28 protein-coding genes are annotated in these 14,164 nt (G+C 49.0%); 11 read left to right on the top strand and 17 right to left on the bottom strand.

The features are described 5' to 3' along the window. The 12 genes from ACJ8HN_RS03350 to ACJ8HN_RS03295 all read right to left on the bottom strand — a co-directional run bounded on the left by ACJ8HN_RS03350 (position 1) and on the right by ACJ8HN_RS03295 (position 4,641). Positions 1-435 carry a lysis protein gene (locus ACJ8HN_RS03350; RefSeq protein WP_442523067.1) on the bottom strand — a complete coding sequence of 145 codons (435 nt, stop codon included), beginning with the start codon at positions 433-435 and terminating at the stop codon, positions 1-3. Then, on the bottom strand, positions 432-920 hold the full coding sequence (locus ACJ8HN_RS03345; RefSeq protein ID WP_442523547.1) for a lysozyme: 489 nt from the start codon (positions 918-920) through the stop codon (positions 432-434). The genes ACJ8HN_RS03350 and ACJ8HN_RS03345 overlap by 4 nt, the downstream gene beginning before the upstream one ends. Beyond that, positions 898-1,101, bottom strand: a complete 204-nt coding sequence (locus ACJ8HN_RS03340) for a phage holin family protein (RefSeq protein ID WP_442523066.1) — start codon at positions 1,099-1,101, stop codon at positions 898-900. The genes ACJ8HN_RS03345 and ACJ8HN_RS03340 overlap by 23 nt, the downstream gene beginning before the upstream one ends. A gap of 395 nt (positions 1,102-1,496) precedes the next feature. After that, entirely contained in the window at positions 1,497-1,754 is a 258-nt protein-coding gene (locus ACJ8HN_RS03335; RefSeq protein ID WP_442523065.1) for a hypothetical protein, read from the bottom strand. 88 nt (positions 1,755-1,842) lie between these two features. Continuing rightward, complete coding sequence (locus ACJ8HN_RS03330) at positions 1,843-2,334, bottom strand: antiterminator Q family protein (RefSeq protein WP_442523064.1); 492 nt, start codon at positions 2,332-2,334, stop codon at positions 1,843-1,845. 187 nt (positions 2,335-2,521) lie between these two features. Beyond that, complete coding sequence (locus ACJ8HN_RS03325) at positions 2,522-3,103, bottom strand: recombination protein NinG (protein WP_442523063.1); 582 nt, start codon at positions 3,101-3,103, stop codon at positions 2,522-2,524. Continuing rightward, positions 3,096-3,215: a protein NinF gene (locus ACJ8HN_RS03320; RefSeq protein WP_442523546.1), complete on the bottom strand. Its 120-nt coding sequence runs from the start codon at positions 3,213-3,215 to the stop codon at positions 3,096-3,098. The genes ACJ8HN_RS03325 and ACJ8HN_RS03320 overlap by 8 nt, the downstream gene beginning before the upstream one ends. Beyond that, entirely contained in the window at positions 3,202-3,528 is a 327-nt protein-coding gene (locus ACJ8HN_RS03315; RefSeq protein ID WP_442523545.1) for a phage protein NinX family protein, read from the bottom strand. The genes ACJ8HN_RS03320 and ACJ8HN_RS03315 overlap by 14 nt, the downstream gene beginning before the upstream one ends. A 5-nt stretch (positions 3,529-3,533) precedes the next feature. Beyond that, positions 3,534-3,659, bottom strand: coding sequence for a hypothetical protein (locus ACJ8HN_RS03310; protein ID WP_442523062.1), 126 nt, complete (start codon positions 3,657-3,659; stop codon positions 3,534-3,536). Beyond that, positions 3,656-3,832 (bottom strand): NinE family protein, encoded by a 177-nt coding sequence (locus ACJ8HN_RS03305; protein WP_442523061.1) that lies wholly within the window; start codon positions 3,830-3,832, stop codon positions 3,656-3,658. The genes ACJ8HN_RS03310 and ACJ8HN_RS03305 overlap by 4 nt, the downstream gene beginning before the upstream one ends. Positions 3,833-4,013: 181 nt before the next feature. Then, positions 4,014-4,457 carry a recombination protein NinB gene (locus ACJ8HN_RS03300; protein WP_442523060.1) on the bottom strand — a complete coding sequence of 148 codons (444 nt, stop codon included), beginning with the start codon at positions 4,455-4,457 and terminating at the stop codon, positions 4,014-4,016. Then, complete coding sequence (locus ACJ8HN_RS03295; RefSeq protein ID WP_442523059.1) at positions 4,450-4,641, bottom strand: hypothetical protein; 192 nt, start codon at positions 4,639-4,641, stop codon at positions 4,450-4,452. The genes ACJ8HN_RS03300 and ACJ8HN_RS03295 overlap by 8 nt, the downstream gene beginning before the upstream one ends. A 172-nt stretch (positions 4,642-4,813) precedes the next feature. Between ACJ8HN_RS03295 and ACJ8HN_RS03290 the strand changes: the two genes are divergently transcribed. Then, entirely contained in the window at positions 4,814-5,293 is a 480-nt protein-coding gene (locus ACJ8HN_RS03290) for a DUF4145 domain-containing protein (RefSeq protein WP_442523058.1), read from the top strand. Between the two features lie 70 nt (positions 5,294-5,363). Here the strand turns inward: ACJ8HN_RS03290 and ACJ8HN_RS03285 are convergent, their stop codons facing one another. The 5 genes from ACJ8HN_RS03285 to ACJ8HN_RS03265 all read right to left on the bottom strand — a co-directional run bounded on the left by ACJ8HN_RS03285 (position 5,364) and on the right by ACJ8HN_RS03265 (position 8,405). Further along, positions 5,364-6,701, bottom strand: a complete 1,338-nt coding sequence (locus ACJ8HN_RS03285; RefSeq protein ID WP_060441899.1) for a replicative DNA helicase — start codon at positions 6,699-6,701, stop codon at positions 5,364-5,366. Further along, complete coding sequence (locus ACJ8HN_RS03280) at positions 6,701-7,591, bottom strand: replication protein (protein ID WP_442523057.1); 891 nt, start codon at positions 7,589-7,591, stop codon at positions 6,701-6,703. The genes ACJ8HN_RS03285 and ACJ8HN_RS03280 overlap by 1 nt, the downstream gene beginning before the upstream one ends. Then, the gene (locus ACJ8HN_RS03275) at positions 7,578-7,742 is read right to left on the bottom strand and encodes a hypothetical protein (protein WP_442523056.1); all 165 of its coding nucleotides are present in this window, start codon (positions 7,740-7,742) and stop codon (positions 7,578-7,580) included. The genes ACJ8HN_RS03280 and ACJ8HN_RS03275 overlap by 14 nt, the downstream gene beginning before the upstream one ends. Before the next feature lie 35 nt (positions 7,743-7,777). Then, a complete protein-coding gene (locus ACJ8HN_RS03270; RefSeq protein ID WP_060441897.1) occupies positions 7,778-8,056 on the bottom strand; it encodes a CII family transcriptional regulator in 279 nt (92 codons plus the stop codon). A 127-nt stretch (positions 8,057-8,183) separates the two neighbouring features. Further along, a complete protein-coding gene (locus ACJ8HN_RS03265; RefSeq protein ID WP_261412072.1) occupies positions 8,184-8,405 on the bottom strand; it encodes a helix-turn-helix domain-containing protein in 222 nt (73 codons plus the stop codon). A gap of 63 nt (positions 8,406-8,468) precedes the next feature. Between ACJ8HN_RS03265 and ACJ8HN_RS03260 the strand changes: the two genes are divergently transcribed. The 10 genes from ACJ8HN_RS03260 to ACJ8HN_RS03215 all read left to right on the top strand — a co-directional run bounded on the left by ACJ8HN_RS03260 (position 8,469) and on the right by ACJ8HN_RS03215 (position 14,142). Further along, complete coding sequence (locus ACJ8HN_RS03260) at positions 8,469-9,233, top strand: LexA family transcriptional regulator (RefSeq protein ID WP_442523055.1); 765 nt, start codon at positions 8,469-8,471, stop codon at positions 9,231-9,233. A 220-nt stretch (positions 9,234-9,453) separates the two neighbouring features. Then, positions 9,454-10,428, top strand: coding sequence for a P63C domain-containing protein (locus tag ACJ8HN_RS03255; RefSeq protein WP_151888255.1), 975 nt, complete (start codon positions 9,454-9,456; stop codon positions 10,426-10,428). 627 nt (positions 10,429-11,055) lie between these two features. Next, the gene (locus ACJ8HN_RS03250) at positions 11,056-11,304 is read left to right on the top strand and encodes a transcriptional antitermination N peptide (protein WP_442523054.1); all 249 of its coding nucleotides are present in this window, start codon (positions 11,056-11,058) and stop codon (positions 11,302-11,304) included. 17 nt (positions 11,305-11,321) lie between these two features. Continuing rightward, positions 11,322-11,534, top strand: coding sequence for a hypothetical protein (locus tag ACJ8HN_RS03245; RefSeq protein WP_157783371.1), 213 nt, complete (start codon positions 11,322-11,324; stop codon positions 11,532-11,534). 168 nt (positions 11,535-11,702) lie between these two features. After that, on the top strand, positions 11,703-12,041 hold the full coding sequence (locus tag ACJ8HN_RS03240) for a hypothetical protein (RefSeq protein ID WP_442523053.1): 339 nt from the start codon (positions 11,703-11,705) through the stop codon (positions 12,039-12,041). 152 nt (positions 12,042-12,193) lie between these two features. Further along, on the top strand, positions 12,194-12,328 hold the full coding sequence (locus ACJ8HN_RS03235) for a protease FtsH-inhibitory lysogeny factor CIII (RefSeq protein WP_020827381.1): 135 nt from the start codon (positions 12,194-12,196) through the stop codon (positions 12,326-12,328). A gap of 112 nt (positions 12,329-12,440) precedes the next feature. Beyond that, positions 12,441-12,641: a hypothetical protein gene (locus ACJ8HN_RS03230; RefSeq protein WP_442523052.1), complete on the top strand. Its 201-nt coding sequence runs from the start codon at positions 12,441-12,443 to the stop codon at positions 12,639-12,641. After that, positions 12,638-12,805 (top strand): hypothetical protein, encoded by a 168-nt coding sequence (locus ACJ8HN_RS03225; RefSeq protein ID WP_442523051.1) that lies wholly within the window; start codon positions 12,638-12,640, stop codon positions 12,803-12,805. The genes ACJ8HN_RS03230 and ACJ8HN_RS03225 overlap by 4 nt, the downstream gene beginning before the upstream one ends. A 9-nt stretch (positions 12,806-12,814) precedes the next feature. Beyond that, complete coding sequence (locus ACJ8HN_RS03220; RefSeq protein WP_442523050.1) at positions 12,815-13,687, top strand: ATP-binding protein; 873 nt, start codon at positions 12,815-12,817, stop codon at positions 13,685-13,687. Beyond that, complete coding sequence (locus ACJ8HN_RS03215) at positions 13,687-14,142, top strand: single-stranded DNA-binding protein (protein WP_442523049.1); 456 nt, start codon at positions 13,687-13,689, stop codon at positions 14,140-14,142. The genes ACJ8HN_RS03220 and ACJ8HN_RS03215 overlap by 1 nt, the downstream gene beginning before the upstream one ends. The last annotated feature ends 22 nt before the right edge of the window (positions 14,143-14,164 follow it).

Raw genomic sequence — 14,164 nt, 5'->3', positions numbered from 1 at the left:
TCATTTCGCCAAGCAGACCCGATTGATGTAATCCTGCAATCCGGAAATCTGCTTGTTGGCTATTTCGATTCGCTCTCTGAGGGTGAAATAATCCCGTTGAGCGGAGTCAGTAAGTCTGGGGCTGGCAGCATCATCCACGCCGGAGGGTTTGGCGGGTTGGCATGAGGCGGAGACGCGCAGCTTGCGAGCGCCACTGGAAACATCACGCTGCAAATCAGCAATCTTGCTTTTCGCATCTTCAAGCTCCTGCGTTCTCTGCAGATCGATATCAGCTACTGCTTTCTGTGTTTTGTTCTGCCACTCGAGCTGGCCAGATAGCTGCTGCTTTTCTTTCTGCAGTGCTTCTTTGCCATGGCGCAGGGATTGATTGCTGTAGAGCAGAAAAATTAACAGCACGACTAGTAGCGCAGAAATAACAGCGATTACTCGGTTCATTTCTGACTCCAGCTGCAAACCTCATACTCAACATCGCGTCGATTAATCAGTCCCTTCCACTTTTTACCGCCTGCATATACCCATCGAAGCATTTCTGAACATGCTCCATCCGCATCGCCTGCGTTTAGCTTTTTAAGCATGGTGGAATTGATGAAGGCATTCGCGCCAACGTTGTATGAAAAGGAGTAGATTGCTGCTTTCTGAGCCTCTGTGGTTCTAACTTTGATATGTGGGTCTACCAGACTAGCAATGCGCTGAAGATCAGCCATTGTTAGAGCGTCGCATTCTTTGTCTGTATACCGCTTTCCGGGAATGATATCCGCGCCTGTGTGTCCGTCACAAACAGTTAGCACACCAACAACGTCGCGATAGGCAATGTGCTCACGCCCCTCCAGTCCGCCCTTTCCAGAAAGCATTGCCGTGGCGATGGCGATTGCACCTCCGCCCATGGCGGCTATGATTTTATTCCTTAACGCCGGAGACATTGCCATTTAGCCTATCCTCCCGCTCTTTACGCTTGTAATACCAATTAATGCCGAACGTTCCCACGGTACACGCGATACCGACGATGATTGCCCAGTCATTCAGGGATAGGACGCCGCCCATTGTCGTGATCCCTCCAAACCAGTAGCTGAGCCATTCTCTAATCTTTTCCATACGCTTCATGCCCCACCTCCAACGTTTACGTTGGCTGTGATGTAGTCGAATAGGTTCAGCCCGCAGCCGTAGACGATCAGCTACTAAGAGGATGCCATGGAGTGTGTCGCTATTGGCTGGGGCTGAAATGCAAAAAGCCCCGCACCAAGGCGAGGCTAAAATGTTGTGTGGCTTAGGTTATCACTTAGCCTGGACGCGCTACTGACTCAGATTTGCCGGCTCTCATCATTTGGTCAGTCCCACTGTGATATTTCTATCTTCCGAATCTGGCCTACATCCAGTGTTCACCACAACGGAAAGAGCACTCGGATGCGTGACCATCACTCCAAATATTCTGGGGCTATTTGGCACTGAATGCTCTTACCTGTTGTGATCAAAAAAAGGCCGCCTTAGCGACCCATCATTTAGATATTATCCAGCATGTATTCCTTTGCCTCTCTTATGGCACTTTCCATTCTCTGCAATGATGCCTTAGGCTCTGGAATATCTCTCTCAGTGCAAATCTCTTTAATCAGCCCCCTGGAGATAACTAGCTCTTCATAAAGACTTGCAATGAGATCTCTTTGATTTTTTCCTTCCATTACAACCTCGTCTTGTTGTTCGTCAATGTTAGCTATGGCAGGCGGTGACGATACCGCTTTTCGATTGGCCAATCTAGCCATAGCAAAACTGCCGCAGCAACTTAAGAGTCACTAACGGCAGCTTATGTCACTATTATGGGTAAATAGGTAAAACAAAGTCAAGCATTATCTATGCGACATGCTTAATTTTCTCTACACGTTTGCGACTGTTGAACGCATTTACCATCGGAGCATAGAGCATGAACAAGCTCGCCTTGAGGATTTCAGCCACTTCTTTTCGGCATGTTTCCTCTGACGGCTTGCGCCACCCTTCCCCTAATCGACCACGGTTAATCTTGCGGGGCTTTGCAGTCGCGTGATAGTAAGATGCAATGGCTCGCTTGGATGAACCATGAGCGTAGTAGCTGAGCAGGATGCCAAAGGCCTTCTTGTCGATAAACATGACGGAATCTACGACCTGAGAAATCAACATTCCATCATCGTCATTGCACATCGGCCTGCTTGGATTCTTGCTTGGCTCTACGCTTTCCATAAACTTGGCGATCATGTTGCTCATGCGCCGCTCAAGTCGGCCTGAGTAAACCCATGCGCCCCACAGCTCAAGCCATCCGTTTACCCACTGGTGCTGATCATCATCCAACTCAAATTTACTGATGTTCACGATATGCCCTCCGTCTTAACCGTTCCATGCCGGTCTTGTTTTGTGGTGAACAACGTATGCATGCCGCGCCGGTCGATTATCCTAACGACCATGTTTCCGCCCGGGCGTTGAACCACTCCATGACATCTGCCGGTGAGCGCGCGGAGAAATCTCGCCTCTTCGATTGCTGCAGGTATGCTTGTGAACATCAGGCTGCCTCCTGAAGTTTTTTCAGTTCCCGCAATTTCGCTCTGTAACGCGCTCTAATCGCGTTAAGCTCTTCGCGGGTGTATCGGTGTGGGTTGTTGTCGTTTTCAAGTGCCATGACTCGCTCAGCGCCGATTTTCGTGATGAGATTGATGCGGTATTTGGTGATTGCGCCGGAGTGATGGACGTTGCAGGATGCGCACTGCAGATGGCAGTTATCTTCGTTGAACCGGAGCTGACCGGCCGCCGCTGTCGCTCTGAAGTGACCCGCGTGATATTCCGTTGCCGTTGTAATGCCGCAGCTGATGCAGCCACTTCCCTCATCCCTGGATCGTATGTAGTCGTTGAAGGCTCGCTGAGTCATGGCTATCCAGTGACTCAATGGCTTCGCTTCAGCCTTGCGCTTATTCCACTCTCGGCGTGCAGATGCCTCAGATTGCTTTTGCTTGCGCTCTGATTGCTGCTTTGCGTGTTGGATTGCACAGGATGGACTACAGACGATTTGAAGGGTGTTGCGAGGGGTAAACTTGGCTTTGCATTGTCGGCAGGCTTTAGGTTTCGGCGGGTTAATGCCTTTAGCCATCATCATCCTCCCCCATCACTGACTCGATGAAATTGCGTTGTTCTTGGTCACAGGACTCGCACACATACACCTCTTCGGCTTGCAGCTCCTTACCGCAATCAGCGCATAGCATTTTCAGCATCCTTCTTCATGAGGAAGCAAATCATGGCAGCGCGGAGTGGATTTTCATCAGAAAAAAACTGGAATCCATTACATGCAGGGTGCCCAATATTTGCCTCTGCCCATACCTGGCGAGCACCTTCAACTTCATCACTTTCAAACTCGATGCAAATTTCGTTTTCAACAATAATCGGCCATGCGTCTGCCGGGTTGTTGCAGTAGTCAAACAAACCTTTTCCTTGCCTATCCCAGTCGCGACCAGTCATCATTAATTTGAATACGCGCTTGTTAATCTCAAAATCTGACATCTTTCTGTAATCAGTCATCACTATCACTCCCAAAACTTGCTTAAGAATTTAATCCATCCCCAGAAAGCCACGCCGCCACCTACGAATCCGAACCCGGCGACCGCGCTGCTTATGAAAATTACCATTAGCGTCTCAATAAACTTCTTCATGGCTTTCTCCGTGCGCGACGACGAAGCCACATGCTGTCGGCTAAGGTCGCGGTGTAATTTAGGGTTTTAACTTCAGTAGGTGCGGGTTGCTTCTGGCGGGTTGTCTTGGTTGATGTCTTGAATATCAGCTTTTCCTCTAGCCTATCCCAGACTGATTTACGCCTTCGTGTCATCTAGTTTTCCTCAGCCGGTTTACCTGTCGAGTAATGCGTATCAGCCTTAGGCTTCTGACTAGCTGCCATTCAAAATAGAGACAAAGCACCCTCATGGCGGTACACATCCACACAAAAGCAAATAGTGCCGATGCAAAGATTCCAAGAACACAAAACACGTTGAACAAATATTCGACTGTCATCACGCCACCTTCCTTTTGTCGCTATATCGATTAGCCCACTCGATAGCGAGTCGGGATTCATCGCTGAACTTGACGCCATGCTCAGCACCAAACGCGTTTATAAGTTCGATGAGGTCGCGCATCTCGCCGACGGTCATCTTGCTTGTTGATTGCCCCAGAACGACGAAGCCGCCGTCTATGCCAGGAACCGTCTCTTGCTTCTTCAGCGCAGCGGTGAAAACACACTTCCAGCTCTCAGAGCCCATCTTTCGCCCATACCAAACGACCTGCTCGCTGATGTCGCGCAAGGTTGCCCATAAACGTGAATTTTGCTCTAGGCTTCTGGTTGGCTCTTGGATGGTTACTGCGAGGGGTTTATCTGGATTGAGTGCGAGGTTGTCGATGAAGTTTTTCAGGTTCTGGCGTATCTGTGGGCTTCTTAGGTAGAAGGCCTGTTTAGCCATTTCGCCCTCCTGCTCTGCTCCTCAACATTCTGTCCTGCTCGATTAATTTTCCAATCATGGCTAAGACAAATGCTATTTTTTGATCGGAACCGGATGTTTCATAGCGCTGCATGAGTGTAAACTCAGGCCTATCTGCTGACCGCAAAGTCTTTTGAATTTCATTTGATAAAAAGGATGTATTCATGGGTATCCTCACGTTAGATATAACATGCCCTCATTGCTTGAGAGATAGAGCCGTATTGACGGCATTCGGGGAGGTGGAAAAGAGCACTAGGGAATATTGTGTTAGTTTTCTATGTCGTAGCTGTGGAAATCCTATTTCTTCTAATGTATATACATCATCTGGAGAAAGCCCAATGGAATATACCCGGCGCAACGCTGACGCAACTCTGCCTAATTATCCAGAAGGTAGATTTAGGCTTCTTTCTTACTTCCCAAAAGCAGTTGCTCATGCAGCACCAAACGGTGCTCCACAAAGGGCTGCCGCGGCATTCGTAGAGTCAAAAGATAATTTACAGCGTGGCAATCATGAAACCTCTGTGATGCTATGTAGAAAAGTTTTAGACATTGCTACTAGGGTGCTTCTTGGTGATGAATCAAATAAAGAACAGTTATCTCAACGCATTTCAATGCTTCATGGAAAGGGAAAAATAACGGAGCAGATGAAAGACTGGGCTCACATCGTCCGCATCGACTCCAACGGTGCGGTGCATTCAGATGAGGAATTTACCCAAGAAGAAGCTGAAGAGATGATCGGCTTCACTGAAGTGTTCTTGATCTACTCATTCACTCTTCCCGAGATGGTGAGGGCTAAGCAACACAAGCCAGAAGAGTGATTAATGGGCTGGCGTGTGCTGGCCTTTTCTTCGTGTAGCTTATCCATGGTCATCTCCTTTTCTTGACAGGTCAGCGCCAGCCAGATGCTTCTTTGGTTTGTTGTTCGTTCTGCGCATAACGCATCGCAGCTTCTTCCTGGTCGATATTGACGAAATGACCATTCTTCCAGCCCATATAAAACGTCTTTGGCTGGCCGGATCGATATTTCCCGATGATGATTTCAGCAATGCCTTTCATATTGCTGTGCTCATCGTAAACTTCGTCGCGATACGGGAAGATAATCACGTCAGCGTCCTGCTCAATGGAGCTTGAGTCCTTCAGGTCTGCCATGCTTGGTCGTTTGTCTGCCCGGTTTTCTGGTCCGCGGTTAAGCTGCGCCAAAAGAATTACGGGAACCTTGCTGCGTAGACAGAACTGTTTCAGCTTGCGCGTCATTTCCCCGATGGCGATGTCGTTGCGCTCTGCTTTTGGCTTTGTGATAAGCCCGAGATAATCGATAGCGAGGAAGCTTAATCCGCCGTCCATGTTCATCCGCTCCGCGTGGGCAATGGCCGCGTCAACGGTGAAAGCTCCGTCGATGACGTAGTTGTTCTCGTCCATTAGCGTGCCGGTGGCGCCGGTTAGCTTCGTGTATTGCTCTTGAATCATATTGAGCGGGTTGCGTAGCGTGCTAATAGATAATCCCGCGCGATCCGCGACATGACGTTCTACCACCTGCATGTCAGACATCTCCATCGACACCAGCAAGCCCTTACCCTTCTGTCTACCAATCGAGTTAGCAATGTTGATTGCCAGCTCCGTCTTGCCCATGCCGGGGCGGCCAGCGATGATGATTAAGTCTGTGCGGTCGAATCCGCCATACTCATCATCCAGCGGGTCGATTCCCGTTTTCAGGTACATCCCGGAATCAGCGCCCTGCATTCGCTTTTCAAGCACGTCCATGTAGTCAGGCAGCAAATCACCGATGCGGCGAGGGAGCTTGTCGTTGGTCTCGAATTGCACCTTTGACAGAACGCTAGCCACTTCTGCAGTTCGCTCGTTGATATCATGAGCACCTACGCTTTGCAGGATTGAGATTGCTTGCTGCAGGTCGCTAATGCCCTTGCGGATCATCCAGCATTGACGGACGCGTTTTGCCCAGGCCCGGATGTTAGCTGCTGACTTACAGCGCGCCGCCACACTCAACACCAAGTCCTTGCTTGAATCGGAAAGGCTATCTTGAACGGTGAACTGGTCGATTGGTTCGGCCTGATTCAGGAGGGTGACGATTACTTGATACATCTGGCGGAGGTGGAAATTTTCAAAGGCTTCTGCAGGTAACTTCCCGGCGACTTCCCGGCAGTCAATATGGTCGCCCTTGATCATCATTGAGCCGACCAACTGCTCTTCAAACTCGTAGCTTTCCATCAGTCCTCCCGGGAAAGAATTTCGTCAATCTTCTCTTGGCGAAGTGCGGTCTCAATGCCGTATCGCTTGCCTTCTGGATTGTCGCCACAAGCCCATTTCGTTGGCGTGTAGCCATGGGCGAGATAGCCATTCAGGAACGTGTTGATCTCTGTTGGCTGGCTGCCAATCTCCTTGCACTGCTTCAGGTAGGACTGCCAGAGACGCTTCAATCCACTCTCGACTGTGGTCGATACATTGCGAATTTTTGGTAGCCCATGTTTATCGGCTTTGCAGTTCCAGGTGTCGCGCAGTCTTTCGCGATCGAAAGCTGGCATTGCAGAGCGAGGATTTGTTCCCCTGGCTCGCGGATTGGTGCCCTTCTGCCGTGGGGTTAATTTTTCTTCCAACGGCAATCCCACTGCGTGGGTTTGGGTAATGTTTCTTTCTTTCTTTTGAATAGTTTCTTTTGTGTTTAGCTGAGTTGGCGAATGCCCATTAGCTGACTTGGCTAAACTTTTGTTAGCCGTTTTAGCTAATGTTTCTCTGGCTTGGCTAATGTCGCAATTCCAGTCAGAAACTACCTTGTTTATCCCGATTTGCGCTCCGCTGGTTACGATGATGTTCATCATGATCATCTCGTTTTTTGCGGTGCAAACATGGGTGTGATGAATGCCGGTCAAACTGGCAATTTGTGTGTTTGTGATCCGGTCTGTTTTCTTTCCGAATCCATAGGTCTTACGGATAATCGCAAACGCAATCTTGAGCTGGCGAGCGGTTAAATTCGCTCTCAGGATGGCCTCTAGCAGCTCGTTAGCTATGCGGGTATACCCATCATCGGTATCGGCCACGCGTTGCTCCATGACCTCTTGATGAGGTTTACGGTAGTCGGATAATTTTCTAACGACGCCCATTCTTCTTCACCCCTGACAGTGCAATCCGATATTCACAAATGAACCGAGCGGCAAAGCTCCGGTTGTTGGCGGCTGCAACAACGATTCCTTCTGGTGAATCAGGATGCCGTCGTTCCTCTTCTGTCTTGTAAATTCGGCGATTTTTTGCCATAATTTCCTCCAGTGATTGGTCGTCAAAATCATCACTTAAGCCGAGAAAGTGTTAGCGCACTGCTCGGCTTTTTCATTTGTCAGAACGGCTGCTACTCGCCGCGCTAACTCAGACATTTCTTCGTCTGCTATCCCATAGTTCAGGACAGCCAGCGCCATGCTCATAGTCTCCAGCAAGCCTGATTTCCACCGGCTAACCTGGGACTCATGAACCCCCATAGCATCAGCAAACTTGCGCTGACCCATTACTGCGATTTTGTTCAGAAGCGACGAGTGAATCTTCATCGCCGTCTTGCGTGTGCTTGCAGTTTCCATGCGTCATACTTCCTTTGTGGTTTAAATAGTTACGTGCGGCATCCGTGGGGATTGCCACTTTGGTTTGTGCCCCACACTGGCGGAGCTTATCCGGGCAACGGCTGTTGCATGTTAAAGAGCGGCAAAACTAGATGCAGAAAATTTCTGGGTACAATTCTTCTTTGCTGAGCCCAGTGATCTGCAGTAAATCTTTCATGCGGCTTTTTGGTAACGTGCCGCCACGCTTTTTAAGCTGGGTTATTGCTTGTGCGGTAATGCCGAGTTTTTCGGCCAAAGTCTTCTGTTTGCCACCAACGGCATACACAGCTTTCTCCAATGGAGTTACCGAAGCATGTTCCTTGTTGATCATGGCCTACTCCAGTTAACAATAATCCACATAATGTTAATCTCTTTAAGAGAGTAAATCAACACAATGAAGATTGAAAAAATAAACAGGATGTTTACTCTGGCTGTATCGGAGGGTTATATGAACGGTATTGCTGAGAGAATTAGATACTTAATGGCATCAGAAGGGCTAAAGCAGAAATCATTGGCCGAAGCGATCAACGCATCACCTCAGACGGTGAATAACTGGTTAAAACGAGATGCCATTAGCCGTGAGGCAGCACAACAGATTTGCGAAAAATACGGGTATTCACTCGACTGGTTACTTAATGGAATTGGTCAGCCAAAGGCTGTCCAGGAAGGTCAAGTATCAACCATTAACCCGGTTCAGGAAGGGGTGGGTGTCGAGGTGTGGGATGATGATACTCCCATGGGTGAGGATGATGTTTATATTCCCTACTTCAAAAGCATAGAACTAGCCGCAGGAGCTGGTAGCGCGAACAATGAAGACTTCAACGATTACAAACTTCGGTTTTCAAAGGCGACCCTAAGGCGCTATGGTGCAGAGCCTTGCAACGTGGTCAGCTTCCCTGTTCATGGACCAAGTATGGATCCAGTAATTCCTCATAAATCTACGGTTACAGTGGATACTGGAAACAAAAAAATAGTCGATGGAGGTATTTATGCCATTGAACAAGATGATCTTTTTCGGGTTAAGCTCCTCTATCGCCTGCCTGGAAGGCGCTTAAGCATCAGGAGCTACAACAAGGAAGAGTTCCCTGACGAAGAAGATAGCTTGGATAACGTAAAAATTATTGGCCGCGTGATTAACTGGTCAGTTATGGCCTGGTAGCCAGTGGGCTGATGAGCTGGGTGAGGTCGCAGAGATGCGGCCTTTTTTACTGAAAGACGACATCAGATGCAAACCGTTAGAAAAGCTAAAAATCAGTGCTAATTTAAGAAATAGCTAAAAACATAAAAATAAATTTCATTTTGAAATCAACGATGTAACTGTGAATGATCACGCCATTAGCTTAATTTAAATTTAGCTAGTATTTACAGCATAAGCATTAATGAGCTACATTCTGTCCGTGCCCTACCAAAAAGGAAAAATGATGGACAGAAAAGAGAGATCCAAAAAAGCCGCTGCAATGTCTGCGGTTGTACGCTCAGCACCAAAGCCAACCCACTCTGGGTTAATGTCGATCGGCGTGTCTTGCGCGGTCTTGCCAGATGGCAGAAGGGTTGTTTCTATGCAGGGTAATAACGGTCTTGCAGAAACCTTCGGCGTGTCAGTTGGCTCAAGGATGCCAAGATGGATACCGGGGGGTGGTAATGGTCAGCTACCCTATGTTCTTCAAGCCGCCGAACTTCAACCATATATTTCTGAAGACCTGAGAATGGCTCTCTCTGAACCAATTGTTTACAAGAACACCTCGGGCGTTGGCGCTGCATATGGTATTGACGCCACACTACTCCCTGAACTCTGCGAGGTGTGGTTGGATGCAGAGAAAGATGGGGCATTACGCCAACGACATCATTTAAATACGGCAAAAAAAGCAGATGCTCTTTATAAGGCCTTGGCGCGTGTTGGCGCTGTAGCGCTTGTTGATGAGGCGACTGGTTATCAAAAAGAACGCCAGAGGGATGAGTTAGCCAAACTTTTAGAGCAATTTATAGCGAAGGAAATGCGCCCCTGGCTGAAAACTTACCCCCCTGAGTTTTTCGAGGAACTATGCAGGTTGAGAGGGGTTCCATTTAAAGCCAACATGCGGATGCCTCAGTATTTTGGTCATCTTGTAAACAACATCACCTACGACAGGATGGCTCCAGATCTAAGGGCAATCCTAAAAGAGGAAAAAGCAAAGGCCAATAAGCAGGGAGCAAAAATGCATCAGTTCCTTTCTGAAGGAACGGGAAATAGCATGCTGCAGAAAAGGTTCTCAGGAATAACAACCCTGATGAAAGCATGTGACGAGTACGATGAGTTTATCGGGTTGCTTGACCGAGTGCATCCATTGCTAAAATCAACTGATCAAGAAGATTAATTAAGGTTAGTTGCATCGCCAGACCAACCCGGCCACCGCGCCGGGTTTTTTGTGCCCTCTCCCTGCTCATTGACCATCCTGACTTACCACTGCCCCGGCACGCCACCCACTTCAGTGCCGCCCGACCACGACTCCGCGTTAACCCAAGAGCAACAATCCCCCAACTACAACCAGATTCCCCAATGGTAGCAATCCGGTTACAAAAATAAATACACAGCAAAATCATCATTATGTTTATTTTTAGGTAAAATAAATCCACATTGAGTTGACATAGAAATCCACATGATGTTTAATTATCCCATCGAAACAAAACATCGATGCGGCAACCGGAACAACCAGCCGCGCCAGACATGAAGTCAGGCTGCTTCTTTAACAATCTAACTTACGCCAGATAGGCAGCTAAGCAAGCTACATCATGCACAGCAAAAACGTTTTGCGTAAGTTAGGCCGGGATTTCTCCTGCCAATGTAGGAGACCAAAGCAAAGTGGCTTTGGGGTGTGGTGAATGCGTAGGCTGATGCGCGCTGAAGTGCACAGGTGTTGCAGGCAGCGATGATGCTGTAACTGTTTCAGGCCGGAGATCAGTGTCGGCCACCACACCACCAAAGCCACTTACGGGAGGTAGTTATGACAACAATCATCGTTAAGCCAGCGAAAGAAAACAGCAAGACACGTCGCTATCGCCAGCGTGGTGAAGTGATGGCAAAACGCCGCGAAGATGCGGAGACAGCGAAGAAGTTAAGCAAAGCCTGGGCGAAGTTAACCCGGGTTGAGTTACCGGCACAGAAGCCTGTTTATAGCGGCTCATGCTGCTTGCCAGAGGTGGCGATGTTCGCAGCTGGGCATCGGAAATCAAACAAAATCACAGCACGTTAACAGCAGAGGGTTACACGATGAACGCAGCACAACGCCGCAAGGCATATCGCAAGCATCCAAAAGCCGGCGAAACCGTAATTCTTCGTGGAGTTCCTCGCCTGGTGCTGGGGCCATGCACATTCAATAGCTACACCGGCGAAGAACGCGCCAAGCCGTCAGTAAGCCGTGTTCGCGTGCAGATGAGCGGCGGTTCAACGGCTGCGCCTCTGATTCGCAACTTAACGTTCTAACACCCACCGCGCCCTACGCGGCTCACCGAACACAGCCGCCTAGCGGCTTTTTTTACGCCTAAAAGTCGAGGTAAGCATGAGCTTCAGAGGAAAGGTTTGGTTTTGGATGTTGGTTTCATGCGCCCTCTTCTGGTGTGGCGTGGTTATTGGATTGATGGAGAGAATGTGATGAGTGGATTTAAAGGAACGCCGGGGCCGTGGGAATGGTTTACAAGCAACAGCCACATGAGACTTTCAAGTTTGACTACTGGTCGTGATGGTGACGTTGTAGGTGCATATAAGGCTGCTGATGGATTGGCTGTAGTTAGCGTTAAAAAATCTGACGCTGATTTAATAGCCGCTGCGCCAGAGCTTCTTGAAGCTCTTCATGAGTTCAGCCGCCTCTATGGAAGGTTGTGGGATACAACAAAGCCTGAAGGCGGTTTCCTCTCGCCTGAAAGCGTGAAGGAATACGACAGGATTCATGTAATGGCAGAGCAAGCAATCAAAAAAGCGCTAGGAAACTGACCATCACAAAGCTCATTTCACAGTGGGCTTGATGATGTTTAGAGAAGCCTCGAAACCCGTTAGGCCGCCATTGTGCGGCAATTTTTTACCCATCGCTAAGCCAATTCGTGGAGTTGGTTCAGCAATGAATACCTATCAATCAGGAGTTACCCATGCAGCAACTTGCTTACGCTGGGTGCCCGCTCATGGGCGCTCAATCTGAAACATTACTCGAAATCATCACCCGCCGTATGCGCTGCATTGGCCGGTGGTTGAAAGACACACTTAATCAACGAGGCGAGCCGTAATGAACAAGCCATTCAACACCGCTCAGTTCACAGCCAGAGCAGCTATACAGCTTCGCAGTCCAGTGTTATGGGCAATGGCTATGGTTCAGCTTAAACAAGCCTGGAGGTCGAAATGAAGATGGCATTCGTATGCACCGAGTATCACGCCAAGGCTGGACAGCGACAAGGTGAGGTTCGCATTGAGGCGGACGGCGTCGCTTTGTTCGGCTATGTCGATGAGAAGCAGATCATGAACCAACTCGACCTCAAACCTGTGTTCGAGTGGCTTGCAGAGAATGGATATACGGTCACAGAAAATAAGGCGGTTGCATGAGCAGCGTAGTGCTTGAGAGTGATGAGAAATTTATCTCTCACATGACGTCAGAACTGGAGAGGCAACTCACTGAATCACAGGCGCAGACAGACACTCGCTGGAATGGTTCGGAACGTCAAAGCCCATCCGTTACTTGGGATGAATTCGCAGGAAACTTTAGCTAAGAGGCGATTATGAAATTTGAAAAAGCCATGAGAAAGAAAGCCAAGCTACGGCTGGCACTTACCGGGCCGAGTGGTTCAGGGAAGACATATAGCGCGCTTCTTGTTGCCAAAGGAATTGGCGGAAAGATTGCCGTGCTCGATACCGAGAAAGGAAGCGCTTCGCTCTACTCTGACGTTGCTGATTTTGACGTGCTTGAGCTGGAGCCGCCTTTTGCGCCGGAGCGCTTCATAGAGGCGATTAACGCAGCTGAGCAATCCGGATATGACACGTTGGTTCTCGACAGTATTACGCATGAATGGAGTGGTGTGGGTGGGTGCCTGGAACTGGTAGACACAATAGCCAAAGCGAAGTTTCGCGGAAACTCCTGGTCAGCATGGAGTGAGATAAACCCACGCCATCGCCTCTTCCTTGATGCAATTCTGCGCTCGCCAATGCACATCATCGCAACTATGCGCAGCAAGACTGAAACGGCTCAGGTAGAAGAGAACGGTCGGAAAAAGGTCGCGAAGCTTGGCATGAAGTCAGAACAGCGAGATGGGGTCGAGTACGAATTCACAACCGTCCTAGATATAGGTCATGAAACGCATCATGCGATCGCCAGTAAGGACAGGACGAAGCTATTCAGCAATTCCGACCCAGTGGTTCTAAGCGAGCAGACAGGAAAGCAGCTTCTTAGCTGGCTTGAGTCAGGCGCGAACCCGGCTGAAGAGTCACTGAAGGCATTCACGCAAGCCGCCGCGAAAGCCGGAAATATTGATGAGCTGAAGTCTTTATTTGAAGAGGCGTGGCGCACGCTACGCGGGACAGAATATCAGGCGAAAGCCAAAGAAATATATGACATCCGCAAGGCGGAAATTGAGCAGAAGAGTGAGGCAGCATAATGGCAAGTCGTGGCGTTAACAAAATGATTTTACTTGGCAACCTTGGGAAAGACCCAGAGGTTCGCTACACGCAAAATGGCGGCGCGATTGCCAATCTAACGATTGCCACCTCTGAATCGTGGCGCGATAAACAATCTGGCGAGCAAAAGGAGAAGACTGAATGGCATCGCGTGGTGCTGTTTGGGAAGCTGGCTGAAGTCGCCGGTGAGTATCTTCGAAAAGGCTCTCAGGTTTATATCGAAGGCAAACTGACAACACGCAAGTGGGTAGATCAGTCTGGAGCCGAGCGCTATACGACAGAGATTCACGTCAACGTCGGCGGTGTGATGCAGATGATTGGTAGCAAGCAAGAAGCATCACAATCTGGCAAGCAGCAGTCACCACCTAAGCAGCAAAATAAGCCTCAAACGTCGAATGAGCCACCTATGGACTTCGACGACGATATTCCATTCTAGGCAACTTCAAAGCCGCAGGTAA

The organism is Serratia sp. CY29653, assembly GCF_052169255.1.
GTDB lineage: Bacteria > Pseudomonadota > Gammaproteobacteria > Enterobacterales > Enterobacteriaceae > Serratia > Serratia sarumanii.
The sequence above is the reverse complement of the archived record's forward strand: the minus strand, read 5'-3'. Positions and strand labels throughout refer to the sequence as shown.